General features: G+C 51.3%; 16 protein-coding genes and 1 pseudogene. 11 read left to right on the plus strand and 6 right to left on the minus strand.

The window, feature by feature from the left end; genetic code table 11:
• Nucleotides 1-212: 212 nt before the first annotated feature.
• The 6 genes and pseudogenes from E6W40_RS21890 to E6W40_RS21915 form a co-directional block, all read left to right on the plus strand.
• Nucleotides 213-1,516: pseudogene (locus tag E6W40_RS21890) on the plus strand (FAD-dependent oxidoreductase); the annotation flags it as partial.
• Nucleotides 1,517-1,994: 478 nt separating this feature from the next.
• The gene (locus E6W40_RS21895; protein WP_136607690.1) at nucleotides 1,995-4,064 is read left to right on the plus strand and encodes a serine hydrolase domain-containing protein; all 2,070 of its coding nucleotides are present in this window, start codon (nucleotides 1,995-1,997) and stop codon (nucleotides 4,062-4,064) included.
• 345 nt (nucleotides 4,065-4,409) lie between these two features.
• On the plus strand, nucleotides 4,410-7,517 hold the full coding sequence (locus tag E6W40_RS21900; protein ID WP_168929002.1) for a hybrid sensor histidine kinase/response regulator: 3,108 nt from the start codon (nucleotides 4,410-4,412) through the stop codon (nucleotides 7,515-7,517).
• Complete coding sequence (locus E6W40_RS21905) at nucleotides 7,495-8,598, plus strand: response regulator (RefSeq protein ID WP_136607692.1); 1,104 nt, start codon at nucleotides 7,495-7,497, stop codon at nucleotides 8,596-8,598. The genes E6W40_RS21900 and E6W40_RS21905 overlap by 23 nt, the downstream gene beginning before the upstream one ends.
• Nucleotides 8,599-8,810: 212 nt before the next feature.
• On the plus strand, nucleotides 8,811-10,772 hold the full coding sequence (locus E6W40_RS21910; RefSeq protein WP_136607693.1) for a dockerin type I domain-containing protein: 1,962 nt from the start codon (nucleotides 8,811-8,813) through the stop codon (nucleotides 10,770-10,772).
• A gap of 4 nt (nucleotides 10,773-10,776) precedes the next feature.
• Nucleotides 10,777-13,719: an InlB B-repeat-containing protein gene (locus E6W40_RS21915; protein ID WP_168929003.1), complete on the plus strand. Its 2,943-nt coding sequence runs from the start codon at nucleotides 10,777-10,779 to the stop codon at nucleotides 13,717-13,719.
• A gap of 168 nt (nucleotides 13,720-13,887) precedes the next feature.
• Here the strand turns inward: E6W40_RS21915 and E6W40_RS21920 are convergent, their stop codons facing one another.
• Together E6W40_RS21920 and E6W40_RS21925 are read right to left on the minus strand one after the other, a co-directional pair.
• The gene (locus tag E6W40_RS21920) at nucleotides 13,888-15,381 is read right to left on the minus strand and encodes an MFS transporter (protein WP_136607695.1); all 1,494 of its coding nucleotides are present in this window, start codon (nucleotides 15,379-15,381) and stop codon (nucleotides 13,888-13,890) included.
• 294 nt (nucleotides 15,382-15,675) lie between these two features.
• Nucleotides 15,676-17,388, minus strand: coding sequence for a methyl-accepting chemotaxis protein (locus E6W40_RS21925; RefSeq protein WP_136607696.1), 1,713 nt, complete (start codon nucleotides 17,386-17,388; stop codon nucleotides 15,676-15,678).
• Between the two features lie 199 nt (nucleotides 17,389-17,587).
• On the opposite strand from E6W40_RS21925, the gene E6W40_RS29595 reads away from it, so the two are divergent.
• Nucleotides 17,588-17,749, plus strand: a complete 162-nt coding sequence (locus tag E6W40_RS29595) for a hypothetical protein (protein ID WP_168929004.1) — start codon at nucleotides 17,588-17,590, stop codon at nucleotides 17,747-17,749.
• Between the two features lie 45 nt (nucleotides 17,750-17,794).
• Here the strand turns inward: E6W40_RS29595 and E6W40_RS21930 are convergent, their stop codons facing one another.
• The 3 genes from E6W40_RS21930 to E6W40_RS21940 form a co-directional block, all read right to left on the minus strand.
• Nucleotides 17,795-18,424, minus strand: a complete 630-nt coding sequence (locus tag E6W40_RS21930) for a YfbR-like 5'-deoxynucleotidase (RefSeq protein ID WP_136607697.1) — start codon at nucleotides 18,422-18,424, stop codon at nucleotides 17,795-17,797.
• A 179-nt stretch (nucleotides 18,425-18,603) separates the two neighbouring features.
• The gene (locus E6W40_RS21935; RefSeq protein WP_136607698.1) at nucleotides 18,604-19,212 is read right to left on the minus strand and encodes a zf-HC2 domain-containing protein; all 609 of its coding nucleotides are present in this window, start codon (nucleotides 19,210-19,212) and stop codon (nucleotides 18,604-18,606) included.
• Nucleotides 19,209-19,691 carry an RNA polymerase sigma factor gene (locus tag E6W40_RS21940; protein ID WP_136607699.1) on the minus strand — a complete coding sequence of 161 codons (483 nt, stop codon included), beginning with the start codon at nucleotides 19,689-19,691 and terminating at the stop codon, nucleotides 19,209-19,211. The genes E6W40_RS21935 and E6W40_RS21940 overlap by 4 nt, the downstream gene beginning before the upstream one ends.
• Before the next feature lie 349 nt (nucleotides 19,692-20,040).
• On the opposite strand from E6W40_RS21940, the gene E6W40_RS21945 reads away from it, so the two are divergent.
• Entirely contained in the window at nucleotides 20,041-22,827 is a 2,787-nt protein-coding gene (locus tag E6W40_RS21945) for a glycoside hydrolase family 3 C-terminal domain-containing protein (RefSeq protein WP_136607700.1), read from the plus strand.
• A gap of 67 nt (nucleotides 22,828-22,894) precedes the next feature.
• Here the strand turns inward: E6W40_RS21945 and E6W40_RS21950 are convergent, their stop codons facing one another.
• Nucleotides 22,895-23,653 carry a YheC/YheD family protein gene (locus E6W40_RS21950; protein WP_246073127.1) on the minus strand — a complete coding sequence of 253 codons (759 nt, stop codon included), beginning with the start codon at nucleotides 23,651-23,653 and terminating at the stop codon, nucleotides 22,895-22,897.
• A 529-nt stretch (nucleotides 23,654-24,182) separates the two neighbouring features.
• Here E6W40_RS21950 and E6W40_RS21955 point away from each other — a divergent pair.
• From E6W40_RS21955 to E6W40_RS21965, 3 genes are read left to right on the plus strand one after another with little or no spacing between them, the layout of a single operon-like run.
• On the plus strand, nucleotides 24,183-24,890 hold the full coding sequence (locus E6W40_RS21955; RefSeq protein WP_136607702.1) for a PspA/IM30 family protein: 708 nt from the start codon (nucleotides 24,183-24,185) through the stop codon (nucleotides 24,888-24,890).
• A 27-nt stretch (nucleotides 24,891-24,917) separates the two neighbouring features.
• On the plus strand, nucleotides 24,918-25,949 hold the full coding sequence (locus E6W40_RS21960) for a TFIIB-type zinc ribbon-containing protein (RefSeq protein WP_136607703.1): 1,032 nt from the start codon (nucleotides 24,918-24,920) through the stop codon (nucleotides 25,947-25,949).
• The gene (locus tag E6W40_RS21965; RefSeq protein ID WP_246073128.1) at nucleotides 25,946-26,734 is read left to right on the plus strand and encodes a TPM domain-containing protein; all 789 of its coding nucleotides are present in this window, start codon (nucleotides 25,946-25,948) and stop codon (nucleotides 26,732-26,734) included. Before E6W40_RS21960 ends, E6W40_RS21965 begins: the two co-directional genes overlap by 4 nt.
• Nucleotides 26,735-26,737: the final 3 nt, after the last annotated feature.

Below are 26,737 nucleotides of genomic sequence, written 5' to 3' on the forward strand. Positions count from 1 at the left end.
ATAGGAATCATAGTTTTGTCTACATAGCGTATCAGATTCAAGTATCAATTCTACTGTCAAAGCTCAAGAAGCAACAGAATATAAAAGTCTTGAGTAATTTCATACGTAGTTTTTTCTTGTTGGAAATAGTCTTACACACTTAGAGCGCCATGAAATAGCCTAGTTCGGCGGTAAGTGCAAGGGAAATACTTTCCCGTTTGTTGGAAAGGCGCAGTAGGCATGGTATGAGATTCTCGTTGCTACTTGTGGATTGCACCGGCGACGGCCTCGTCGGCTTCATGGCTTGTGCACGGCACCGGATCAGCCGGGAAGCCTCCCATGAATACGGGGAAGCGTGGGCGCCGGAGGAAGCGGACGGCATTACCTTGGGCAGTACGCTGCTATTCTACACGAAGGACGCGGGGCATCCGGTCCGGTTCATGCCGCCGTCCTTCGCCAAGGACATCGAGCAGACGCCAATCCCGATCAAGCGAGTGATCCGGGACGAGCTGTGGTCTGTCATTTACGGCATTTGGGACTATATGGAAATTCGGGGCAGTTTGAGGCCGAAAGCATGACCTTGGAGTGGGTCGGCTCCATCCCCGGAAAAAGGGAATACCGCCGTTTCGTCGGCGATTATGTGCTGAACCAGAACGATATCATCGCGCAGGAGCCGTTCCATGACCGGATCGCCTTTGGCGGCTGGTCCATCGATCTGCATCCCCCGCAGGGGATGTATGCCGAAGCCAGTGGTTCCAAGCATATGCATGCGGACGGCAATTATCATATCCCGTACCGTAGCCTGTACACGGCCAACGTGGGAAATCTACTGTTCGACGGCCGCAACATAAGCGCTTCCCATGTGGCATTCGGCACGACGCGCGTCATGGCAACCTGCGCGGTTATAGGAGAAGCGGCCGGTACCGCTGCTTCGCTGTGCGCCGCGAAGGGCGTATCTCCGAGGGAGATCTACCGCTCACATCTACAAGAGCTGCAGCAGACGCTGCTGCGCCAGGACGCCTCCGTCATCGGTCTGCGGCATGAAGACGAACGGGACCTGGCCCGCCTGGCGCAGGTTTCGGCATCATCGTTTCGAAGCAGCATCAGTGTGGATAAACCGCATGAGGCATACCGGCTGGAGCGTGATGCCGCGATTTTGTTCCCGGTTGACCCGGCGGTCGAACCGCTTACCGGCATCCTCGCTTTTGAGAAGGGGGCAGTTCCTAATGCATCGGCCAATCTGGAGGAGCACGACGAGAATCAACTCGTCGTGGCCTGGAGCATGAAGGCGGCGGTCCGTCAGCCCTTCTGCTTTAAGGTCAAGGGCAGAACAGAAGCCTATGCGCCGGAGAAGGCAGTTGGTGGATACAAACGGCCATTCGGCGGTCCGAATATGTGGACATCCGAGCCGATCGGGCCTGAGCGCGAGGCTTGGCTGCAATTGACTTGGGAGCATGAAATATCGATGAAGGAAATCATGCTGACGTGGAACGACGACGTGAACGAGGACCTGATCAACCTTCATCATCACCGTACGTCATTCGATATCATTCCCGAGCTGGTGAAGTCGTACCGGATCGAGGCCCGGGTTCAACGGCAGTGGCGTGTTGCAACATCAGTTGGGGATAATCGGAGTAGAAGCAATCGCATCCGTATGAAGGAGCCGGTCTTGGCCGATGCGCTGCGCATCGTCATCGAAGAGACGAACGGCGCTCCGTGCGCGGAGCTGGTTGAAATTCGGGTGTATTAAACCCGAGGCCGCATGTGGTGGACCTCCGTCATGTAACGCCGCATTGCCGCCGGGAGCTGCGTGCGGTGAGAAAGGCAGCCTGCCCCTTTCAGGGCGGCTGCCTTTTTGAAGTGAGCTGATAGGCGTGTTCCATCGTTTTCCCGATAGACGGCTGGTCCTATATTGGACCGCGGTATGAGACGAAGTTCCTTTTTTTGTTGGAAAACTGAACCAAATCAGGGTCCAAAACGTACTACAGTGTAATCCAACAAAAGGAGGTTCATTCATGAAGAAAAGAATGGCATGGCTTCTGGCTGCCGCGCTGACATTGACGCCGCTTGTTCCAACCGCGGCGATGGCATCCGGCACGGAAGCAGCGGCCGCTCAAGGGCTGGGAGCACTCGCGGCGAAAAAGGCGGCGATGCTCACCGAGCAGTATGGAACGGTGAGCGTTCAGTACGCGCTCATCGATCAGGGAAAGATCACCGTATCCGGTCAATCCGGGAAAAATGACGAAAAGGGGAAAGTTCCGCTTACCCCGGGCACGATGTACGGCATCGGCTCGACGAGCAAAATGTTCACGGCCGCTGCCGTCATGAAGCTGGCTGATGAGGAGAAAATCAATCTGGATGCCCCGCTTGTGCAGTACATACCGGAATTCAAAATGAAGGATGAGCGTTACAAGCAAATTACCCCGCGCATGCTGCTGAACCATTCCTCCGGGATTCAGGGTTCCAGCCTGAACAACGCATTTTTGTTCGAGGATTCGGACCCTTACGCCCACGATACGCTGCTGGAGCAGCTGTCCAAGCAAAGCTTGAAGGCCGACCCGGGCGCCTTCTCGGTATATTGCAACGACGGCTTTACGTTGGCGGAGATTTTGGTGGAACACGTAAGCGGAATGAAGTTTACCGCCTTTGTGCACCAGCATTTCACCGAGCCGCTGGGCATGAACGATACCAAAACCTCGCAGGATATGGTAGATACGGCTAAAACCGCAGGGCTGTATTATCCTACAATTCCGCAGCAGCTGCCGAATGAAACGGTGAATGTCATCGGAACGGGAGGCATTTATTCCACGGCGGAAGATATGGCACGGTTCTCGCAAATCTTTACCGGCCAGAAACCGGGCATTCTCTCTGCCAAAGCAGTGGAAGCCATGGGACAGCCCGAATACAAAAAAGGACTGTGGCCTAAAGACGCGGACAATTCCTTTGACTATGGCCTCGGCTGGGATAGCGTAAGACTGTATCCTTTTAATGATTACGACATTCAGGCGGTGGTGAAGGGCGGAGACACGATTCTGTATCATGCTTCGCTGATCGTCCTTCCGGAGCAGAACATGGCCGCGGCCGTCGTATCCTCGGGCGGCAGCAGCTCGACGAACCAGCTCCTGGCGACCCAAATTCTGCTCGAAGCGCTGAAAGAAAAAGGAGCCATTAAGGACATCAAACCGGACAAATCGTTCGGCAAGCCGGTAGCGGCCAGCCTTCCGGAGGACATGAAGAAGCATGCCGGATATTACGGCTCGACGGGCCAGCTGGTCAAGGTTGATCTGAAGGATGGAACCATGTCCGTTACGGTGCCGAGCGTACCCGAATATCCGGCAGAGAAGTACGTGTACACAGCAGACGGAACGTTCGTGGACGAAACAGGAACCGCTAAGCTCAGCTTCGTAACCGAATCGAACGGTCTAACCTACCTTTGGGTTCGCCAATACAGCACGGTACCTGAGCTCGGGCAAGTGGCGATGTCCCACTATCTCGCCCAGAAGCTGGACAGCAATCCGCTGACGGAAGACGCGGAAGACGCATGGACGAAGCGTGAAGGCAAGACGTACTATCCTGTCAATGAAAAGTACACCTCGGTGATGTACTTGATGAAGCCTACGCTCGAAATGAAGCGTTCCAAAGATTTTCAAGGGTATGTGAACGACAAGGAAATTACCGGACCGGACACGGCGGTAAGCAGCCTGCAAATTCCTGGTATGGACGGCCGGGATACGGCCGGATACAGCTTCTACCAAAAGGATGGTGCCGAGTACCTGGAAACGGCGGGAAGCCTGTTCGTCAGCGAAGACCTGGTCAAACCGCTCTATCACGGCAAGCAGTCGACCGTGACGGTGAAGGATGACGGTTACGCCAGATGGTTCACGGTCCCTGCTGCGGCAGCGGACAAGACGATGACCGTGAAGCTGCCGGTTGAAGGCGGATTCGCTGTATATGATGCCGCAGGCAAATACGTGAATATGAGCGAAGCCAGCGGCTCGAACCAAGTCGTCCTTCCCAAGGACGGAACGATCGTTTTCGCGGGTGACGCCGGTTCTTCGTTCAGCATCCAGCTCGATAAAAAATAAGCATTACCGAGAACTGCTATCATATGTCTTTATCCTAAATATCTTCTATAATGAAAAAGCCACCGCATTCCTCTCTTGAAGAGGGGCGGTGGTTTTTTTGCGTATGCCGACGTAGGTGATCAAAGGTATGCTCGGAAGGAATGATTCAAGGATGCGATATGGAGCGTGCCTGGCTTCTTCCGATGCAGCAGACATGTATAACTGAGCCGGGAAGGCGTGGTATGATAGCTTTAACCCAGCTCTTGTGGGAATAAATGGATGACTTTTAATGCTTTGAATCATGCCTTCGTGCAATGATTATACTCTTTGAATCTGTTTCCTATGGCAGGAGGGAACTTGCAGCCTATGAAAAAGCAATTGTCAGGTTTGATCGTCATGGTCGCCGTATTTGCCGTCGCGACATCTGTCTTCATTTATGAATGGCTTCATCCAAACGTTAACTACCCGGAAGCACGTAAAGGCGTGCTGGATACCAGGCAATGGAACTTTGCGCAGCAAGGGATCATTCCCCTTCGAGGTGAATGGGAATTTTACAAGGATCGGCTGATGACGCCTCGGGACTTCACCGATCCTGCCGAACGGGGAACGGAACTGCAGCCGGAGCGGCATTTTTTCTCCGTCCCTGGAGGATGGGAAGGAGAGGTGTCGAACGACGGCTACGGTGCCGGAACGTACCGGTTGCGGCTTTTGGTGAGCGACATTGGAGATTATGGACTTCGAGCCAAAAAAATTAGGATGTCGAGCCGCATTTACATGGGTGGCAAGGAGCTTGGAGGCACTGGGCAGCCTGCCTTGTCGGATAACGGTTTTATGCCGAGCAATGTTCCGTTCTTTGGATCGGTCGAGGCAGATGGTCATGAGATCGATATTATCATCCAGGTGTCAAGCTACCGATATCTGCAAGGAGGACTCGTACAGGCACCTGAGTTTGGATTGACGGCCGATGTCATGAACCGGCGGGATAGCGCCCGCATGGCCGACGTGATCGTCATGACTACGCTGCTGTCTTTTGGCATTTATTTTGCCGGGATGTTCAGGCAGTGGCGACGGGAGCCGTACTTGATATTTTTCAGCTTGTTCTGTTTGGCACTGGGGCTTTTTTTCAGCATCGACAATGAAATTATTATGGGAAGCCTGGTTCCGTCCATGTCCTTTCTTTTGCTGCAAAAGCTTCTGTTCATCCTCCCGTACCTGGCCATTCTGTTCTTTATTCATTATGTGCGCATCTATTTAAGCGACAGAAGCGGGCACTGGTTCAGGGCATTCCAGTGGGTTTCCCTTGCCTATCTGGCTTTGTTGGCCGGTCTTCCGAATGATTTTCTGCTGGTTCTGTTGTGGCCCGGTGTTATTTTGCAGATTGTGGCCTTCGGGTTTATCTTTGCCTCGATATTCCGCAATCGTCATCAGGGAATCCAGATTTTTTATATTTTGCTTGGCGTGTTCTTTTTGCTCATTAGTTGGGTATTTGCCCAGACTCGTTACCAGCTGGCGCTGGATAGTCCTTATTACATCATCGTTACTCTTTTGCTGGTTGTGCTGTCGCAGTCGTTCCTGATGACAGATCGGATTCGGGGAGCCTTTCTGCGAAGCGAACGCTTGGCCGAACAGCTTCTGATCCATGACCGGCAAAAGGATGAATTTTTGGCGAAAACGTCGCATGAGCTTCGCACGCCCCTTCATGGGATCATTAATCTGTCGGAAGTACTGCTGGAAAACAAGGAAGCGCCGCTTGCAGCAGAGCATCGTGAGAACGTTCGGCTGCTGCATTTGATCGGGCGGCGGCTTGCCGGACTGGTGAATGATATCCTCGATATGAACCGGATCCGGTACGGGCAGCTCCAAGTGCAGCTGAAGCCGGTTGATCTGTACGTGTCGACGCGCTTCGTCATGGAAACCTTGTCGATCTCGCCGATCAAGAGCGGCGTCCGGCTTGTGTGCGAGCTGCCTCCTTCGCTGCCTCTGGTACTGGCCGATGAGAACCGGCTGCGTCAGATCTTGCACAATCTGCTGGAGAACGGACTTAAATACACCGACCGGGGAACCGTCACGATTTCGGCGGAGATACGAGGAGAACTGCTGGCCGTTTGGGTCAGCGACACCGGGAGGGGGATTCCAGCCGATGTCATGGATGAGCTGTTTCAGCCGTTCTTTCAACATGATGAGGAGGGCTCCCATTCGCGCGATGGCATCGGCCTAGGGCTCAGCATATCCAAGCAGCTGGTGGAGCTGCAGGGCGGGCATATGCAGGTCGAGTCTACGGTTGGCCGAGGTTCGCGGTTTACCTTTACAGTGCCGTTGGCCTGGAGCGGAACGCACGAGGCTGCAGCAGCCGCGGAACAAGCCGAACGTATAGGGGAGATGGAATACCCCGAGAACGAGGAATGCAAGGAGAACGGGAACAACCTGGTACCGGAAGCTCCTCTCTCGCCTATCCCTGGGGGTGTGGAAGAGACGTTCCATATTATGATCGTCGACGACGAGCCTTCCAACCTGAAAGTGGCCATGGACGCCATCGCTTCCATGGGACATACGTATACGACGGCGGCTGGCGGGGCCGAGGCACTCGCAGCATTGCGGCAAAAGCAGCCGGATTTGGTGCTGCTCGACCTGATGATGCCCGGCGTATCAGGGCTAGACATTTGCCGAGAAATCCGCGTACTGCACGGGCTGGCGGAGCTTCCGGTGCTGATGCTGACCGCTTCGGGACAGACGCGCGATATTCTGGCCGCCTTCGGGGCGGGGGCTAACGATATTTTGCAAAAGCCGTTCCAACTGGCGGAACTTCGGGCCCGGGTGCAGTCGCTCCTGGCGATGAAAAGCTCTTCGTCGTTGGCAGTGCGGCGGGAAATGGATTTTTTGCAGGCCCAAATATCCCCGCATTTCCTTTACAACAGCCTCAACGCGCTGGTTGGACTCAGCTACAAAAACGTGGATAAGCTGAGAGAGACAATTCAGCATTTGACCACGTATCTTCGCACCAAGTTCACGTTCGTTTTTCAGGGAGAACTAGTCCCGCTGGAAAGGGAATTAGAGCTGGTACGAGCCTATCTTGCCATTGAACAGCTTCGTTTCGGCCAGCGGCTGGTCGTCCGTTATAAAATCGATGAGCATGCGCATACCATGCTGCCGCCGCTTACCCTTCAGCCGATTGTCGAAAATGCAGTCCGCCACGGAATCGGGCAGAAGCCCGAAGGGGGAGCGGTGAATATCATCGTCCGCCGCGGTGATCGCGGCGTTGAGATCATCGTCGAGGATGACGGAGTCGGAATGGATGAAAGTACGCTTAGGCAGCTGGAGCATGGAAAGACAGGCGGCATCGGCATCGGAAATGTGAACCGGAGGCTGCAAATGAGATACGGGCGGAATCTGGATATTCATAGCCGCCCGGGCGAAGGAACTCGAATCACGATTTATTTGACGGAGGGGCGTTATGTGGAGAGCCATTCTGATTGATGACGAAGAGATCGCGCTTGATGTCATGGACATCATGCTGACCGAGGTTGGCGGTGTGGAGGTAGTCGGCAGGTTTCAGTTGGTTGCCGAAGCGCTTGAACGATGCGGCGTTCTCCAACCGGATTTGATTTTTTTGGATATCGAAATGCCTGGAGTGGGCGGGCTGGAAGCTGCAGGAGCGCTGGCAGCATGCTGTCCGGACGCTGAAATCATCTTTGTGACGGCTCACGACCAGTATGCGATTGATGCGTTCGATACCGCAGCCATCGGATACTTGCTTAAACCGGTCGCCAAGGACAAGCTTGTTAAGACGCTATCCCGTTATGCGGATCGTCAAGCCAAAAGGCAGATCCGAAGCGGTGATTCTATGGATGGGAACGCACTGAGTGCTGCCAGTCCGGCGGCTGGACTAGAAAGACAAGCGGAAGATAAGCAGCGGCTGTCGCTCAAAGTGCTGGGCAGTATGGAACTGTACGCCCCGGACGGACGGCTATTGACATGGCGTACCAAGAAAACGAAGGAGCTGTTTGCGCTGCTTTGGCATCATCGAAGCCGGCCGGTCTACAAATACGCGATTCTGGAATATTTGTGGCCGGATGATTCGGCGGAACGTGGACAAAAGCTGCTGCATACGTCCCTTTATTACTTGCGGAGCCTATTCAAGGCGGAAGGCTACGACGGATTCGTGAAATACGGTGACGAGCGGTATTGGATTGATTCGTCGGCCATCCGCGGCGACCTGGAGGAGCTCCTTGGGGGACTGGATCAGGGGAATGCAACGATGGAAATTAGGGAGTTGCTTCAACTGTACGGTGGCGATTATCTGGAAATGGAGCATTACGAATGGGCCAATGCCTACCGGATGGAGCTTCGATCGGTCATGATGTCTTTTATGACTGCGTCGCTGGATCAGGCCGCGCATGAATACCGTTCGCTGCTTCTGTGGAAATTGATCGAATTGGAGCCAAGCCGGCTGTCCTACTATGATTTGCTGGCGGATTGTTTGAACCAAGCCGGGGATCAGGATGGCGTTTTCCGGGTGCGGGCAATGATGGAGCAGATGGAGCTGAAGGGAGAATAGAGCGGGGGCGAATGGGACGGAAGTAGCAGACAACAATCGCATAAAATGTAGAGAAAACAGTCTTCAAACACCAATTTGAAGGCTGTTTTTGTCGTTTTATGGGGTAATGTTGTGAAAATGTTGAGAGCTGCTGATTACAATGAGACTCAGATGCAGGCGATCTCATGACCATGAGGTCCGTAATTTATACATTCAGAAAGAGAGGATCAGACATGAACGCACAGAAGAGGAACAACACTGCTTGCAGGGCGGTCATATCCGTCATTATAAGCCTGGTCATGCTGTTCGGGGCGATTTTCCAACTGTTGGCGGTGCCGGGACAAGCTTCCGCCGCCCCAGGAGTCGTATGGAAGCCGATCGACGGGGGCGGGCTCAGCGCGGGTACGGGTTCGAACTCCGGCTCGAGGGACCCGAGCATCGCGACCTGGAACAACCAATTGTATGCGGCATGGTCAGAGCAAAAGGAATATATGAATAACCAGATGCAGCAGGAAACAGAAATAAGAGTAATGAAGTGGGACGGCAATCAGTGGTCGGCGGCTGATGACGGGAGTGGCCTGAACTTTATGTCGAGCAGCAGTACAAGCAGTCCTTCGCTTACTGTATATCAGGGCTGCTTGTACACCATCTGGACGGAAGCTGAAACCTCATTCGGGTATCCGTTCAACCAGATTATGGCCAAGAAAAATTGTGGGGACGGATGGGTCTCTACGACGAGTGGAAACAATCCGGTAAGCGGCAGCGGCAGAGGTGAAATGCCGGTGCTCCTCGTTTATCAAGGTGATTTGTATGCGACTTGGATAGGTACTTCGGACGGGAGTACGGGCCGAAAAATTCAAGTGAAAAAATATAACGGCAGCGTCTGGAGCAGTGAAGCGGTGGATATGACGTTCGTTCCAAACGTAACGGCATTTGGGCCGCGGCTTGCAGTCTATAAAGACGATCTTTATTTAACCTGGAGCGAGCAAATGGTGGACAGCCCGTATTACTCTTATATCCCCGTCATGAAAAGAACGGTCAAGGGTGCAGGAAGTGTCACTTGGGCGAACGTGTCGGGAAATTTGGGAATTACGAATACGACGACATCGGCTGGAAGCCAAGTTCTGCAAGCCTATAACGGGCGGTTATATGCGGTATGGAGGGATAACAATCCGGCTCAGTTGAAGGTAAGCAGCTACGACGGAAATGCCTGGAGCCCTGTCGGTAGCGGCAATTTGGATAAACCGGCGGGGGTTCAATCGCAAAGCCCGAATTTATTTGTATATAATCAGAAGCTGGTTGCTGTCTGGAACGATGTGAATTCGCAAGGGTTCCAGTGGAATCTGCGGGTCGAGGAATACGACGGCACGAATTGGAGCCCGGCGGACCAGGGACTTGCGGACAGGAATCTCGGCAACGTTACTTCTTTTGCCTCATTGAACAACGCGATGTATCTAGCATGGTCCGACGTCTCGAAAATTCATGTGTCCGAACGTCGGGAACCGCCTGCTGCCCCTACGGGTTTACAAGCGGTTGCAGGAGATCGGGAAGCGGAGCTTAGCTGGAATTTGGGAGCTGGGGTAGCGAATTACAAGATTTATCAAGGCACCGCCAGCGGGGTGTACGGGCCTGATCCGATCGCGACAGTGGATGGCGCGACCGGCCATTATACTGTTCAGGGGCTTGCGGGTGGAACGACCTATTACTTCATTGTGACGGCCATTAACGATAATGGGGAGAGCTCCTTCTCGGTGGAAGCGAGCGCGCAGCTTACACTGCAGATCGCGACGGTAAGCTATGCACCTGGAGATCACGGAACGATCAGCGGAACGAGTGAACAGGTAACAATCGGGGGGCATCCGGCAGCTGTTCCGACGGTCACGCCAGAGGCGGGGTACCATTTTGCAGGATGGAGCAGCGATGGAGGCATCACGAAGCTTAGCAGCCAACAGGTTTCCGCTTCGACGGTGACCGCTGATGTGACATATACCGCATATTACACGGTGGTTGTCATGGGAGACGCGGATGGGGACGGCAAGGTGACGGCTGCGGACGCGCTTTTGTTGACCAAATACATCAAAGGTAAGATTACGCTAACGCCGGAGCAATTGCAGGCGCTCGACATGAATGGCGACGGACAATGGGATGATGAGGATGTCAAAGCGATACTTGCCATCTCCGTGGGAAAGGGTTGATTCTATGCATTGGAAAAAAATGATTTCGGTAATGCTGGCGGTCGTTCTGTTGTTCTTGCCCTTCAAAACGATAGGCCATGCCGATCAGGATACAGCGTCAAACTCGATGAAGGTAAGCAGCGAAGTAGGGTATGCCGGAGATTTGGTTGATGTATCGGTGTTTCTGACACCGGAGGATATGATCAACCAATACGACATTTCGATCGGATTCGATGCTGCGTCGCTCGAACTGTTGCCCGGGAATGAAGTTACAAATGAACTGGGTGCCAGTCAAGGCGATACGTTCGATACGGATATCACCATTACGGGGATCGCCAATGTAAAAGCTAATTTGGTTGACAACCCGGTTTTAATTGAAGATACAAAAGTGTTCACCCTTCATTTCAAAATCAAGGACTCTGCGCAGCCTGGCGATTTGGATATAACTGCGCCCAAGCATGAGCTCTATGAGGGCGTAGAAATCGCCTCGACAACGGTGGATGCCGGCAAAATTACGGTAAAGGCAGCGAGCGCTAAACATACCGTGACGTTCAATTCGCAGGAAGGCAGTGCGGTAGAGCCCGCGACCGATGTGGTCAGCGGTACGACGATCAGCGCTCCTCCAGCGCCGACGAAGTCTGGCTACACGTTCGCAGGCTGGTACAAGGAAGCAGAGGGGACTAACGCGTGGAACTTCACAGTGGATACGGTCACGTCCGATGTGACGCTGTACGCAAAGTGGACGGCAATGGTGCAGGAGCAATATACCGTGACGTTCAATTCGCAGGAAGGCAGCGCGGTAGAGCCCGCGACCAATGTGGTCAGCGGTACGACGATCAGCGCTCCTCCAGCGCCGACGAAGTCCGGCTACACGTTCGTAGGCTGGTACAAGGAAGCAGAGGGGACTAACGCATGGAACTTCACAGTGGATACGGTCACGTCCGATGTGACGCTGTACGCGAAGTGGACGCTGCACACGGCGCAGATTCAGATCGGCTCGGTGAGCGGAACGCCTGGGTCTACTGTGGACGTACCGGTCACAGTGGCCGACTCCTCCTACGGAGTAGCAGCCTATGGCGTACAGATTGATTTTGACACGGAGGCCCTGGAAGTAACAGGCGTTACAGGAAATGCTGGAGATTACTTCGACTCCAACTACGATAACGCTGCAGGCTGGCTCAAAGCAGCATGGGTAGACAGCGATGCGGGCGATACGCCGATTGCGGCGGGAGAGAAGCTGTTCACCATCAGCTTCAAGATCAAGAGCGAAGCGGAGTTAGGCGATAAGGCACTGACGGTGCAGACGGAAGAGCCGGATCTTTTCTCGATCATAGATTCAGCTGGAGACGAGATGGAAAAAACGTTGACTCCCGGTAAAGTTACGGTAAAAGAGGGACCGGTACAACACATCGTGACGTTCGACTCGCAGGGAGGCAGTGCAGTTTCCAGCATCACTAACGTGGATAGCGGCACGATCATCAGCGCTCCTCCAGCGCCGACGAGAGCGGGCTACACATTCGCAGGCTGGTACAAAGAAGCGGCGGGAACGCATGCATGGAATTTCGCGGCGGATACGGTTACGTCCGATGTGACGCTGTATGCAAAGTGGGCAGGTAATGGTTCAAACAACTCGAACAACTCGAACAACTCGAATAACTCTGGCACGCCATCCATTCCAAGTACGACGAATACTGAGAAGCCCGACGGCTTTCAAGTCATCGTCGACGGCGTCGTGAAGGACCAAATCGCTACAGGCTTGACCACCAAAGAAAACGGTAAGTCAGTGCTGACGGCCACAATCAACCAAGCGAAGCTGATTGATCAGCTCAAGCAGGCGGCGGATAAATCTACCGTAATTATTCCAGTTACCGCAAGCGTGGACAAGGTGTCGGTGGTACTGACCGGAGAAGCAGTGAAGAGCATGGAAACCAAGCAGGCGGTTTTGGAGGTACAGACGCCATACGGAATTTACAAGCTGCCTGCCGGACAAATAGCCATCGATAATATCTCCTCTAAACTGGGCGAACAAGTCAAACTTTCAGACATTGTCGTACATGTGGAGATTGCCAAGAGCGATGAGGCCGCGGCGGCTCTCGCAGAGGCTGCGGCAACCCAAGGGAACTTTGCGATTACGGCTCCGCCCGTATCCTTTAATGTAACGGCATCTTACAATGGTAAAACGGTAAACGTAGAGCAATTCAGCAGCTACGTGGAACGCGAAATTCCGCTTCCCGCCGGCCTCGACCCCAGCAAGGTGACGACGGCTGCGGTGCTGGACGCGGACGGCAGCGTACGCCATGTCCCAACCTATATTACGACTCGTGAAGGGAAGAATGTTGCGGTAGTGAAAAGTCTCACTAACAGTGACTACTTCCTCATATGGAATCCTAAGGCTTTTGCGGACATGGAAGGGCACTGGTCGAAGCAGGCCGTAAACGACATGGTTTCCCGAATGATTGTCAAAGGGAGCGATGGCAACCATTATAGCCCCAATGCGTTCATTACGCGGGCAGAGCTCGCTGCTGTCGTTGTACGAGCGTTAGGCTTATCTGACAAAGACAACGGCAAGTCAGAGTTCACCGATGTCAAGTCCGGCGATTGGTTTGCTGGCCCTGTTGGGAAGGCAGTGGAATACGGCCTGATCAAGGGTTACGACAATCAGACGTTCGCTCCTGATCAGACCATCACCCGGCAGGAAGCATTGGTGATCATGGCCCGGGCGATGAAGCTGGCTGGACTTGAAGCGGACGGATTAGACGCAGATGTGCTGCTGTCTCCGTTTGCAGACCGTGCAGCGCTAGCTTTCTGGGCGAAGCCCGCCATTGCCGCAGCCGTGAAGAATGGACTTGTGGAAGGATCGACAGAAGGCTTGAAGCCAGCAGGGAACCTTACCCGGGCTGAAACTGCAGTGATTGTGCAGCGGTTTTTAATCAAGTCCAAGCTGATCGATAACCGGAGTGCCAACTAACCGATTCAAAGGTTAACAGAACAAGCCAGCCTCTTTTCCGCATGGAAGAGTAGGCTGGCTTGGTTTTTATTGATTCAGCGCATGTTTTGGGTTGGATGAAAACCACCGCATTCCTTACTTGAAGAGGGGCGGTGGTTTTTTACATCAAAATAACTTGAAGCAGCCGGTCTATTTCCTCTCCTCCGGACCTGCTCCGGATTCCTGAATCAAGGCATGTTCCTCATGCCACCACAGCGCCTCTTCCGGTTCCTCCAGCAGTTCCTTAATCTCATGCTTCTCCGTGACGGCAGGCGGGGACCCGCGAAGCGCTTTGCCTGAAGTCTCGGTAAACCATACCGTCACGACGACCAAGCCGATGATGGACGTACCGATCAAAAAATAGGCCGGAACGAGGTTGTTCTTGGTCAGGTTAATCAGCCAAGCCATCACGAGAGGGGTCGTGCCGCCGAACAAGGACGCCGAAATATTGTACGTGATCGCTAGTAGGCCATACCGGACATCGGTAAAAAACAGCGCAGGCAGCACGGAAGGCATCGTTCCTTCGAAGCAGGTGAGGAACACGGCCAGGATCAGCAGCCCCAGAAACACGAGCCCCAGCTTGCCGCTGCCGATCCATAAAAAAGCCGGAAGCGAGAGCACCAGCAGCCCCGCGAGCCCGATCTGCATAATTCGTTTGTTGCCGATCCGGTCGCTGAAATGCCCCATGGCCAATACGATCGGAATCATGATAAACATGACGATTAGAATCAGCAGCAGCCCTTCGGCTTCCCCGTATCCCAGCACGGCGGTCAGATGTGAAGGCATATAGGATAGCACCATATAATCGACGACGTTAAAGAAAAAGACCAGCACGAGGCAGATCAGCATGACCTTCCAATGCTTCGATAACAGCTCTCTAAGCGGCACCTTCGGCTTATTCTCATCTTTGGCCTTCTCCATCGCTTCAAAAGCAGGCGTTTCCTCCAAATGTCTGCGGAGATACAGCCCGACCAAACCAATCGGTGCCGCAACGAAAAAGGGAATTCTCCAGCCCCAAGCCACCATTTGCTCGGAACCGAGAAGATAGGTCAGCAGCGTGACCAATCCGGAGCCGGCAATGTAACCGATCAAGGTTCCCACTTCCAGTCCGCTGGATAGAAAGCCTCTCCTTTTGTCGGGCGTCGATTCGGCGATGAAGGTCATCGCTCCCGAATACTCGCCCCCGGTGGAGAAGCCCTGTACCAGCCGGGCCAGCAAGAGTAATACCGATGCGGTTACTCCGATCGATGCGTAGCTTGGAATGAGACCAATACAGAGGGTGGAGATGGCCATCATCAGCAGCGTTATGGTGAGCACTTTTTTGCGCCCCCAGCGGTCTCCAAGACGTCCGAAGAACAATCCGCCAAAAGGCCTGACGACAAAAGCAATGGAAAACGTAGCGAATGTATAAATGAGCTGCACGGAGCCGCTCAAGGACGGAAAGAAAACCTTTCCGATCACGACGACAAGATAGGAATAGATGCCGAAGTCGAACCATTCCATCGCGTTGCCCAAGGCCGTGGCGACAACGGCTTTTCTCGCCATGCTCGCGTCTACGATGGTAATGTCGTCTTGATGCAGCTTAGGCTTCGGCCGTTTGCCGATCCGTGGCCAATGGTATTTGTGCTTTTCATGGCTGTTCATCGTTCTTAGCTCCTAACGACTGGGAAATTAACATTTCGCCGTTAGTATTCGCTGGAAATGGAGGGATAATGCATTTCCAATAGTGAGTTGAAGGTCCAGCCCAATTCACTCCGATCGATACAGGCTGTTGCATGAAACCCGGCGCGTTGGCGGCCGCGAGGATCTTGGCTTAACCCTTCAAAAATGGAATTCCGATCATAGAAAAACGCTACTGATAACGTAGTGTCAGTAGCGTTTTAACAAGTTCTCGGTTTCCTCACGAATCCGGTTCCGGAATGAGTCAGGCCCTATTTTTTATAGCTTGAACTTCCGGGCCAGCCCTTGAAGCTCGACCGCGACCCCGCTTAAGTCATGCACATCATCCTTCATATGCTGAATGACGGTTACTTGTTCGTTCGTCGATTGGGCAACATGCACAGTTTGGTTCGACGATTGTTCGATCGCTCCATTCAAATGGAGAAGCGTAGCCGTAACCTCTTCCGTGCTTGCCGAAATTTCCTCCGCAGAGGCGGACACTTCATGCAACTGCTCGGTCAGCTGCTGCACGGACGCGTTGATCTCTTCAAAAGCCTGCTTGGCTGCGTGCATCTCCGTCATGCCCCGCTGCACCTCGTGCTGCTCCTTATCAACGAGCATGACCGCATGCGAGGAGCGCTCCTGAATCCGGTTCACGATCTTCACGATGTCCAGGGAGGATTGCTTGGAGTGGTCTGCAAGCCGCTTCACTTCCTCCGCGACCACGGCAAATCCTCTTCCGTATTCCCCTGCACGGGCCGCTTCGATCGAAGCGTTCAGCGACAAGATATTGACTTCCTCCGCGATCTCCTGAATCGTATGCACGGCTTTTCCAATGTCTTCAGTCTGCTGATGGAAGGTACGGATCACTTCCTCCGTCTCCTTCGAGCTCATCAGAATGGCGTTCATCTGGCCATGAATACGCTCGATCCGCTCGCTGCCCGTGTCGGCCTGTCTGGAGGAATGGTTGGCAAAGTCCGCAACGGATGCGGTGGCTTCCGTAATCTTTTGAACTCCGGCGGCCATTTCCTCCACGGCTCGGCTGCTCTCCTGAATGCTGTGGGATTGAATGACTGCCTGCGATGCGACCTCCTGCAGATCTTCGGCATTATGGGAAGAGTGTAGGGTCATGGTTTCGGCGTTAGACAGCAGTTTTCCGGTATTGGCGGCAATCACGGATGATTGTGCGGTCATGTTGGAAATCATTTCGCGAATCGCTCCAATCATGCCGTTAAAGCTCTTCGTGAGTTCTCCTAGTTCATCCTTGGATTGATAGCTGCCCTTGACCGCGAGGTTACCCGATTCCGCCATGGCCATCACCTTCTGAAGCTCTTTAATCGGCTTGTTAATCATGCGGGATATGTAGAGGCCTGCCGTACCGCAGATCACGATTGCAGCCAGCACGACAATTAGCTCGAGAGCCATTATACTCCGGGCCTGCTCACTGTTTTGCTGATTAAACTGCTCTGCAATTTCCAGATTCGTAGACTTCATTTGTCTTAACACGGTTACGATGCTTTCAATATTTGTCCTGAAATTCAAATCATAGTATACATAGGCTTCCGTCGCATTGTTTTCGCTCAGCAGCTCTTTTACGCGCTTATAATGCTCTTCACCGAAATCGACTAATTTCAAATACTGCTTGTAAAGATCCTGATCCACGGCGTTCTTTCCATAACCCTCAAGCTGCTTTCTCGTCGCTGCATCCTGCTCTTTCAGCTGGTCCAGCTTAGCGGTTGTGCCCGCACGATCCACTCTGGCATCCCCCAGAAGCAGCTTGGTTTGATAGGTATCGATCTGAGTGCTGGTCGTAATGAGTTGACTCAATGCTTCATTCGGCAGCATCTTGTCTTCGTACATTCCCTTCGCATTGGCATTAACGGCCTTTAAAGATACGAACCCGATCGTTCCAGTGACAGCCAGAAAAAGCAAAGAAAGCACGATTAAGCTGTTGATCTTGTGCGATATTTTTTGATTGGCAATCCATTTCATGGGCCTTTCCCCCTCATATGTATGTTTGTTGCTAGAACTACTGATTTTTATTTTCAAAATAATAGGAATACATTTAAATAATATTTCGGAATTTTCATTCAAAAATGTTAATGGTGAACGGGAGAGAAATAGGAAATAGGGGGATAGGAGCACCAAAACAGGGGCTGCTTAAGTTCATATGTAGGAAGAAATTGAAACTATGAAGAGGGAAGTGGAGCTAAAAGAACTTGCGGGGATTTTGTGCGTAACGGAGAAAATACGTAAGAATGGAAAGTGGGAAAAAGGATATTGGAGAGTAAATAGGATACAAGGCGAAATAAACGGAGTTTTGAAGATAAAAGAGAGGAAAGAAAATGAGTGATCCGGGGTTGAAATGGAGTATAAAGGAGTAAAAAGAGCGCAGAGATTAAGAGGATAGAGCTTCGTTCGTGATTTGTTCAATATTGATCGGGGAACGGGATCCTTCGCGAACCAAATCAGGCAAAATATGCTGCAAGAAGTAGTCTACGCAGTGCAGCTCGATGCTTTTGATTTTGATCAGGGCATTACGATACATGACGATAAATTCCTTTTCGGTGTTGCCGCGCGCAAGTTCTGCAAAAGCCTCATAGACTTGATCCATTTTGTCAGCAATCTCGAGGATTCGTCCTTCAACGGAATCATCCTTGCCTTCGCGCAGTTGTCTGCGGAAAATCGGCTTGAATTCCTCAGGAATATGCTCGTCGATGAAATGGGCGACCATGCCTTCCTCCACTTGCTGCAGCATGGCCCGAAGCTCCAGGGAATGATGCTTAACAGGCGTCTTGATATCCCCGATAAAAATCTCTCCGTAATCATGGCTGCTCGTGATCTCGTATAGCTTTTTCCAGTCGATGACGACTCCATTCGATTCCTCAATGTCGGCTAGTGTTTTGGCATATTGCACAACCTTCCAGGAATGGGCGGATACGCTGTGCTCTTCGAATTTGAATTTACCGGGACAGCGAATAATGCGCTCGAGGTCATTTAGCGATTGAAAATACGTATGAATTCCCATATTAATCTCCTTTCTTCAGGTGCGTGTTATCGTCACCTTTCTTAACGATTAGTATACATTCCATTTGTAAATGGAGGATTAACTCGGGCTGGAAGTTGTTGCAAGGATGTTTAGGGTATCGTTGAGAATAAAAAAAACCAGCCATCGGATCAGGTTCCGAAGACGGGTTGGTCAGAATGTCACTTCACCAAAATCCCATCTACAAATGTCATCGTTTTATCTTTAAACTCCAGAATGAAGATACTTTTATAATCCGATGAGGAGTGATTTTGCATCCCCAGCATCATCTCTTTTCCTACATCATCGAACGGATTGTGGAATACGCCTTTCGGCGTGTAACGAGTCTCATATCCTACAACGTTATGATCTTCATCATAAATGAATTTGCTTTTATTCGAGAATATCAAATCCTTACCGTTTTCAAGGGTTAAATGAACCTCCAAACGATCGTTGACATTCTGATAAGAAATTTTCACATCCTTGGAGGACACCGGTAGACCGATGGCAAATAGTCCGATGACGGCCATGACCAATACAAGTACGGCAAAGATGGAAAGAAAAAGGGTCTGTTTGTTCTTTTTCCTCACTTTTTTGAGGTAATCGAGTTTCTCTACTTCTTCCGCATCCAGGATGGGTAGGCTCGAACCGATCGGCTCCGTCATCTGCTGGTAATACTGGCGGCATTCCATACAGGAACTCAGATGCTTCTCGATCTCGTCGTTACTATAGGCAGAGGTGAGTTGTTCAGCATAGGAAGGCAATAAGTCCCGAACCATATCACATTTCATGAGGATCTTCCTTTCATTAACTTTTGCTTTCCGCGGTAAAAGGTCACTCTTACCCACGTTTCGTCCCTTCCAAGAATTTCGCCAATCTCCCGAAAGCTGAATTCGCCGGTCATGCGCAGGTACATGACTTCTTTGGTATTGGGGTCAAGGGAATGAAGCTGCTTGTATAAGTCCATTTTATTTTGAGCCATGATGAACTGAGATTCCGGGGAAATCGGATCGACTAGGGGCATGTCCATGAACGCATCAGCCGGTCTCTTTTTCTGCTTATCCAGCTCCTGATACCACACATGCTTGGCAATTTGGCACAGCCAGACATACACCTTGCAGGTTCCATCGTATCTATGTATGGATTTTACGGCTCTATAAAAGGTTTCCTGGGTGATCTCTTCCGCCAGCAAGTGGCTATGACATAAACTAAAAACGAACTTGTATACTTGCGTCGAATATTCCCTGTAGAGTTCCTCGGTGTCCTGCATTCATTCACCTCCTTAAGCGATATATCCGAAAATGACTGTATTCGTTACAGCCCTATTTAAATTTTTATAAAAAACATGGGTTCGTATTAGACAGCGAATCCTCAGAAAAGCTATTTTCCCTGAAGGAGATAGAACTTGTAACCGATTTTATTTGCTTCTGTACAATCTGTTGCTATGATACTATATAAATTGGATTCAAAGTTTGATCACATGATTTATTGATGTTTTTGATATACAAGATGGTTCGACGACCTATATTTCTTTAAAATATGGAATGCGTAAGTCGTCACGACCGTTTTTACATAGCTTTATATAGAGGTTAGAGACATCCAACCAGGAGGGGAATACTTTGAGCACACAAAAATTTGGAGCCCCATTAGAAGGATTTTCCGAATTCAGCAGAAAGGTAGCCGCAGAAGGTGCCGTACTGTTGAAAAATGAAGGGAATGTTCTCCCGATTAAGCAAACCGAAAACGTTTCAGTTTTTGGCAGAACGCAGGTGAATTATTATCGCAGCGGTACAGGTTCGGGAGGCAGTGTCCATGTTACGCATACGACCAATCTGCTGGACGGTCTGCGCAGCAAAAATAATATTATCGTCAATGAAGAGTTAGCGGCTGTATATGAACAATGGATTGAACAAAATCCTTTCGATAACGGCGGAGGTGGCTGGGCGGCAGAGCCGTGGCACCAGAAGGAAATGCCTTTGACCAATGAGCTGGTGGCCGAAGCCAGAAAAATCTCCACCAAGGCGATCGTGGTCATCGGACGCACGGCGGGTGAGGACCAGGATAACGCAAGTGAACCGGGCAGCTATCTGTTAACGGCCGAAGAAAAGGGGATGCTGAAGCAGGTGGCAGCCCATTTTGAGCAGACCGTCGTTGTGCTGAATGTATCCAACATTATCGATATGAGCTGGTTGAACGATGAAAGTTACGTGCACCCGATTCCGTGCGTCATTTACGCTTGGCAGGGCGGCATGGAAGGCGGCCACGCGATTGCCGACGTCCTGGTCGGAGAAGTAACACCGAGCGGCAAATTAACGGATACGATCGCGTATTCCATCGAAGACTATCCGTCGACCCGCAACTACGGCAATGAGTTTAAAAATTTTTATGAGGAAGATATATACGTAGGATACCGCTACTTCGAGACGTTTTGCCCGGATAAGGTTCAGTTCGAATTCGGCTACGGCTTGTCCTATACCGAATTTAGCCTCTCGCCGGAGGAAGGCAAACGAGTAACCAAAGATGGAGAAGAGTATCTTGAAGTCGGCGTAACGGTTAAAAATATCGGGACTACTTATGCCGGAAAAGAGGTCGTCCAGATCTATGCGGAAGCGCCGCAAGGGATGTTGGGCCAACCAGCCAAAGCTTTGGCAGCATTCGGTAAGACCAAGAAACTGCAGCCGGGTGAATCGCAGCATCTTACGATAAGCTTTCCGGCACATGCCATGGCCTCTTATGATGACGCCGGCGTGACGGGACATTCTTCCGCATATGTACTGGAAGCTGGGACGTACCGCTTGTTTGCAGGAAGCAGCGTCCGAGATCTCGTGGAAGTCAGCGTCGGAGCACAAGACGGTTACGTCGTGGAAGATTTTAAAGTCGTGAAGCAGCTGCAGGAGGCGATGGCGCCGACTGAAAGCTTTAAGCGAATGAAGCCAGGTGTCCGCAAGGAAGACGGCTCATATGAATTGACCTATGCGGAGGTGCCGACGCGCAGCATTTCGATGGCGGAACGGATTGAAAAGAATCTGCCGCAGACGCTTTTGCAAACCGGTGATCAGGGTTACAAATTACGAGACGTGCATGAAGGAAAGGTCAGCATGGAGACTTTTATCGCACAGCTGAGCGATCAGGATCTGGCTGTTATCGTCCGAGGAGAAGGCATGAGTAGTCCTTTGGTGACCCCGGGTACGGCATCGGCCTTCGGCGGAGTCAGCGATAGTCTGCTGCATTACGGCATTCCGGTGGCCTGCACGGCTGACGGCCCATCCGGGATCCGCATGGACAGCGGACAGAAAGCGACGCAGGTGGCCATTGGTACGTTGCTTGCAGCTACCTGGAATACTGAGCTCGTCGAAGAGCTGTATGTCATGGAGGGCCGCGAGCTGCTTGGCTACCATGTGGATGCGCTGCTAGGACCCGGGCTCAACATCCGCCGCAGTCCGCTTAACGGCCGGAATTTCGAGTATTTTTCCGAGGATCCGCTGGTTTCCGGGGCATTCGCTGCCGCCTGCACGCGCGGAATCATGAAGGGCGGCTCTAATGCGACGCTGAAGCATTTTGCCTGCAACAACCAGGAGAAGTACCGCAGTAAAGTCGATGCTATCGTATCGGAGCGCGCCTTGCGGGAAATTTATCTGAAGGGCTTCGAAATTGCGGTAAAAGAGGGTGGAGCGAACTCCATTATGACCTCCTACAATCCGGTGAACGGACACTGGGCGGCTTCAAACTATGATTTGAACACCACGATTCTTCGTGGAGAATGGGGATTCAAAGGCATCGTCATGACGGACTGGTGGGCCATTATGAATGACGTGGTGAACGGAGGCCCTGCAGACCGGAAATATACAAATTGGATGGTCCGCGCGCAAAACGATCTGTACATGGTAGTCATGAACTATGGCGCGGAAATCAACGCATGGGATGACAATACGCTGGAATCCCTGGCAAATGGTACGCTGACCCGCGGAGAGTTGCAGCGCAGCGCCATCAACATTTGCGAATTTATAATGCATGCACCGGTATTCTCCCGCAAACAGGTGATTGAAGAAGTGGTTGCCGCATTCACGGGTGATCCGTCCCTCTCGGTAACAGAAGCGCAAGCCTTGTCCGATAACGCCCAGGTGAAGCCTACTGCAGCCGAATCGACAGTTGTGAAGGTGGATCAGGCCGGCGAGTACCGGATCATTGTCCGCATCATGTCTCCGGAATCTGAACTTGCGCAAAGCGCATGCAACGTGACGCTGAATGATGAGTCGATGACGACCATTCAAACGAACGGTACAGACGGCAGATGGATCAAGCAGAAGCTTGTTAAAATCAAACTCGAAGCAGGTCTGTATGAATTGAAACTGGATTTCGTGAAACCAGGATTGCAAATCGACTGGATTGAGTTTAAGCAAGTATAAATGTAGGAACGTGCAATGAGCTGAATAGGCCGCCCGGTACGGGTGGCCTATTTGCCTTGCTTCCAATTCACTTATTTCTCCCATACTGCTTCGCATAGGAAAGGATGCGTTGATACAGCTTCCGGTCCTTCAAATTTAACAATGGATAAATTTGAGGTCTCGTATTTACTTCGAGAATCCAAGGTTTTCTCTTAGAATCCAAGGCTACATCGAGCCCTAGCTCCTTGAATCCCCCATGATAACGATCAAATTGTTTTCCGACGGTGACGCCCATCCGCTTTAATTCGGCTTCTATGTTATTGATCGAGGTGGTATCGAAGCCTGCCCCAGACAGTGCAGGACGGAAGTATCCGATTTTTCCGCCTTGATTATAATTGGTGACGATTTTGCCGTTATTTGCTATTTTCATGAAAATACCCGTGCTTTCCCATTTACCGCTGTTCGTTTTCTGAACCATGACTCTGATGTCAAAAGGCTTACCGTTCGTCTTGGCCAGATGGATCCCTTTTTGCAGCAAAAAGGACCGGCGCTTGGAAAAACGATTCAGATAATCATATAAACGATCAAGGGTAGAATGGTTTACTTTGAAAGTGTTGTATTGTGTTTGATATCCGCTCCCATTCCTTTTAATCCGAATAATACGAGCTCCGCCTGAGCCGGTGGTAGGTTTGAAATAGACAGTAGAATACGCAGAAAGCATGGATTCTAAATGTTGTTTATTAAATTGCATTGTTGATGGAATATGCTTGCTTAAATTCGGGTGCTGCAAGAGCCATTTGGTTTTCGTCCATTTACTTTTAATAGACGTGCTTTTGTATTTCATCATACTCCCCCCATTCCTTAATCAGCATATGAATAGGTGAGAAGGCCTGTCACCTATATTAGCCTATGAATCTTCCGGAACGGGGCATCAATACAGACAATCTTCACGTGGCTTGCTGCTGATCTACACCGATTTGCGGAACTTGAAAATGACCTGGAACAAACACTGAAAAATGAATCGTTTTTCCTAATTCTGATGTATTATTAGGTTAGACCTAGTTTCTTCAAACAATGGAATATAAAGAAAATTTGTTGGAGCATTTCATATCAAGATAAGAGAATACTCCTATTACAGTCTCGAAGATGGGAATGAACGCGATTCTGGAAATGATGGATGAATTGCAGGCTGATTGCGGCGTGAATTGCCAAGGAGCAGGCATTTGCCCGAACTGCGGCCAGAAATGAAGTTAGCAGCCCGGGCGGGTACACGTAAGTACGCTTCATGATTTCACCTTGATCTTTCGCAAATGAAACCTTTCCCCTAAAATTACGGTATTATAGGATAAACGGAAATGTCGAGGAGGCAGCTCATCATGGGAATCTTATCGAGGTTTATGGATGTGATGAAGGTCAATATCAACTCGTTGATGGAACGGACGGAAGATCCGGAAAAGACCATTGATGAATATATGCGAAACTTGAACAAGGATCTGGGAGCGGTTAAAGCAGAGACAGCTTCGCTGCTCTCCAATGAGCGCAGGGCAAGGGCGGCGCTGGATGAGTGCGAGGACGAGATCAAAAAGCTGCAGCGGTATGCCGAGAAGTCGGTGGAAGCGGGGAATGAGGGAGAAGCCAGGAAATTCCTGGAGAAAAAAGTGAAGCTGGCTGGGAAGCAAAACGAGCTGCAAACGGCTTACGACCAAGCCTCCTCCAATGCTGCAAGAATGCAGCAAATGCAGGATAAGCTGGTGTCGGATCTCGGACAGCTGGAAGCGCGGCGCTTGGACCTGAAAGGAAAGATGGCCGCTGCGAGGCTGCAGCAGGGCATGAATACGGGCAACTCGTCCTCCGGGAGAGTCTCCTCCTCATTCAATGCTATGGAAGAAAAAGCGAACCAGGTGCTGAACGAGGCAGAAGCTCTGGCTGAACTCCGGGCAGGGAAAAAAGAAGACGACTTGGATGAGCTGATCGCGCAGCTCGAGAAGGATTCGAACAAACAAACAGATGCAGACACGGACGCGACTACCAATGCCGAAGATGAATTGGCGGCAATCAAAGCAAAAATGAATAAGAAGGATTAATCAGTTTCTTTTGATTGAGGTGAACAGATGCCGGTTATCGAATACAAATGTCCAAACTGCGGCAGCGGCATGGTCTTTGACAGTGCGACGGGAATGCTGTCTTGCCCCAGCTGCGGAAGAAAAGACAATATTGAGCAAATCCCCGATCCTCTGAAGCAGCAGGATTTTTCAGAGGATAACACCCAGGAATATCATTGCACAAGCTGCGGAGCCGTCATATTGACCGATCCTGAGACAAGCGCAACGACCTGCAGTTTTTGCGGTTCCGCGGTGGTTCTCAGCGACCGGCTAACCGGGAAGCTGGCACCGGCGATGGTCATTCCCTTTGCCGTAAGCAAGGAAGAAGCAGTGAAGGCGTTCAAGAAGTGGTGTAGGAATGGCCTACTGACGCCAAGCGGATTCATGTCCGCCGATCGGATCAAGGGCATCACCGGAATGTACGTGCCCTTCTGGTTATATGAATTACATAACCATGTTGAGGTACATGGTCATGCCACCAAAGTGAGAATGTACACGAGCGGTGACTACGAGTATACCGAAACGCAGCATTTTGACATCTACCGGAAGATCCGCTTGAATTACGTGAAGGTGCCGATCGATGCATCGGAAAAAATGAATGATGGATTGATGGATAAATTGGAGCCATTTCCCTATGAGCGCCTCAAGGAATTTAAATCGCCGTATCTCGCTGGTTACAATGCGGAGAAATACAGTTATGACGACGAAGCGCTTTTTCCGCGGGCGAAGGATAAGATCAGGGAATTCATCGAGGCATATATCGCTTCAACCGTTTCGGGATACACTGCCGTCAGTTACACCGATAAGCAGATCGATACCGAGTCCAAACAAGCTGATTATTGCCTGCTCCCTGTATGGATGGTCCACTATGACTTCCGCAAATCCAATTATGCGTTTGCCATGAACGGCCAGACGGGAAAAGTCGTGGGCAAGCCTCCGATCAGCAAGGCGAAGGTGGCGGCGTGGTTCGCAGGAATCTTCGGGGTTTCTTTCCTGTCATTGAAGCTGATTTCATGGATGATGGGGGGAGGGTTTTTGTGAAAAGACATCGTTCCGTTTGGAGCCTGCTGACTATTTTGATGATTTTCACGGCTTATCTCGTTTTTCCTTTTCAAATGGCGCATGCAGCGAATGATAACCAGCTGATTTATGATGAAGCCGGGCTGCTCAGCCAGGAAGACAAGTCTGAGCTGAACGCCATGGCCCACGAGTACGGCGCCAAGCGGGAAACGGACATCATCATTTTTACTTCTGATAACCCCGAAGGCAGAGACGTGCAGGAAATGACGGAGGACTTCTATGACGAGCAGGCACCAGGGTACGACAAAGCCCACGGAAATGCCGTTATATTGACGCTGGACCTGTACCACAGGGATATCTATCTCGCCGGATTTTATAAAGCAAAGCAATACTTGGATGATGGAAGGCTTGATAAAATACGCGAAAAAATAACACCGGATCTAACGGATGGCGACTACAAGCTTGCGTTCGAAAAGTATATTAAAACAACCTACAAATATATGGGCTACAAGCCGGACGTGAATCCGGACAATATTTTCTTTAATATCTGGTTTCAATTAGGCGGCGCCGTGGTGATTGGCGGCATTGTTGTCGGCATCATGGCATACCGCTCCGGTGGACGCGTTACGGTAAGCGGGCGGACATACGAGGATGCGAGTACTTCGGGAGTCCTTGATCACCAGGACCGTTATATTCGGACAACGACAACGAAGCGGAAAATCGAAAAGAACACGGGCAGCGGCTCGGGCGGTGGCGGCACGACCAAAGGCGGCCATTCGCACAGCGGCAGCAGAGGATCATTTTAACGG

Source organism: Paenibacillus dokdonensis (assembly GCF_004916975.1).
GTDB lineage: Bacteria > Bacillota > Bacilli > Paenibacillales > Paenibacillaceae > Paenibacillus_AQ > Paenibacillus_AQ dokdonensis.

What these genes read in the sequence shown, in the direction of transcription:
- E6W40_RS21935 (WP_136607698.1), bottom strand. Translation starts at nt 19,212, where the DNA reads ATGAAATGTGATATGGTTCGGGACTTATTGCCTTCCTATGCTGAACAA.
- E6W40_RS21915 (WP_168929003.1), top strand. Translation starts at nt 10,777, where the DNA reads ATGCATTGGAAAAAAATGATTTCGGTAATGCTGGCGGTCGTTCTGTTG.
- E6W40_RS21930 (WP_136607697.1), bottom strand. Translation starts at nt 18,424, where the DNA reads ATGGGAATTCATACGTATTTTCAATCGCTAAATGACCTCGAGCGCATT.
- E6W40_RS21950 (WP_246073127.1), bottom strand. Translation starts at nt 23,653, where the DNA reads ATGATGAAATACAAAAGCACGTCTATTAAAAGTAAATGGACGAAAACC.
- E6W40_RS29595 (WP_168929004.1), top strand. Translation starts at nt 17,588, where the DNA reads ATGAAGAGGGAAGTGGAGCTAAAAGAACTTGCGGGGATTTTGTGCGTA.
- E6W40_RS21920 (WP_136607695.1), bottom strand. Translation starts at nt 15,381, where the DNA reads ATGAACAGCCATGAAAAGCACAAATACCATTGGCCACGGATCGGCAAA.
- E6W40_RS21955 (WP_136607702.1), top strand. Translation starts at nt 24,183, where the DNA reads ATGGGAATCTTATCGAGGTTTATGGATGTGATGAAGGTCAATATCAAC.
- E6W40_RS21925 (WP_136607696.1), bottom strand. Translation starts at nt 17,388, where the DNA reads ATGAAATGGATTGCCAATCAAAAAATATCGCACAAGATCAACAGCTTA.
- E6W40_RS21900 (WP_168929002.1), top strand. Translation starts at nt 4,410, where the DNA reads ATGAAAAAGCAATTGTCAGGTTTGATCGTCATGGTCGCCGTATTTGCC.
- E6W40_RS21895 (WP_136607690.1), top strand. Translation starts at nt 1,995, where the DNA reads ATGAAGAAAAGAATGGCATGGCTTCTGGCTGCCGCGCTGACATTGACG.
- E6W40_RS21960 (WP_136607703.1), top strand. Translation starts at nt 24,918, where the DNA reads ATGCCGGTTATCGAATACAAATGTCCAAACTGCGGCAGCGGCATGGTC.
- E6W40_RS21910 (WP_136607693.1), top strand. Translation starts at nt 8,811, where the DNA reads ATGAACGCACAGAAGAGGAACAACACTGCTTGCAGGGCGGTCATATCC.
- E6W40_RS21940 (WP_136607699.1), bottom strand. Translation starts at nt 19,691, where the DNA reads ATGCAGGACACCGAGGAACTCTACAGGGAATATTCGACGCAAGTATAC.
- E6W40_RS21905 (WP_136607692.1), top strand. Translation starts at nt 7,495, where the DNA reads ATGTGGAGAGCCATTCTGATTGATGACGAAGAGATCGCGCTTGATGTC.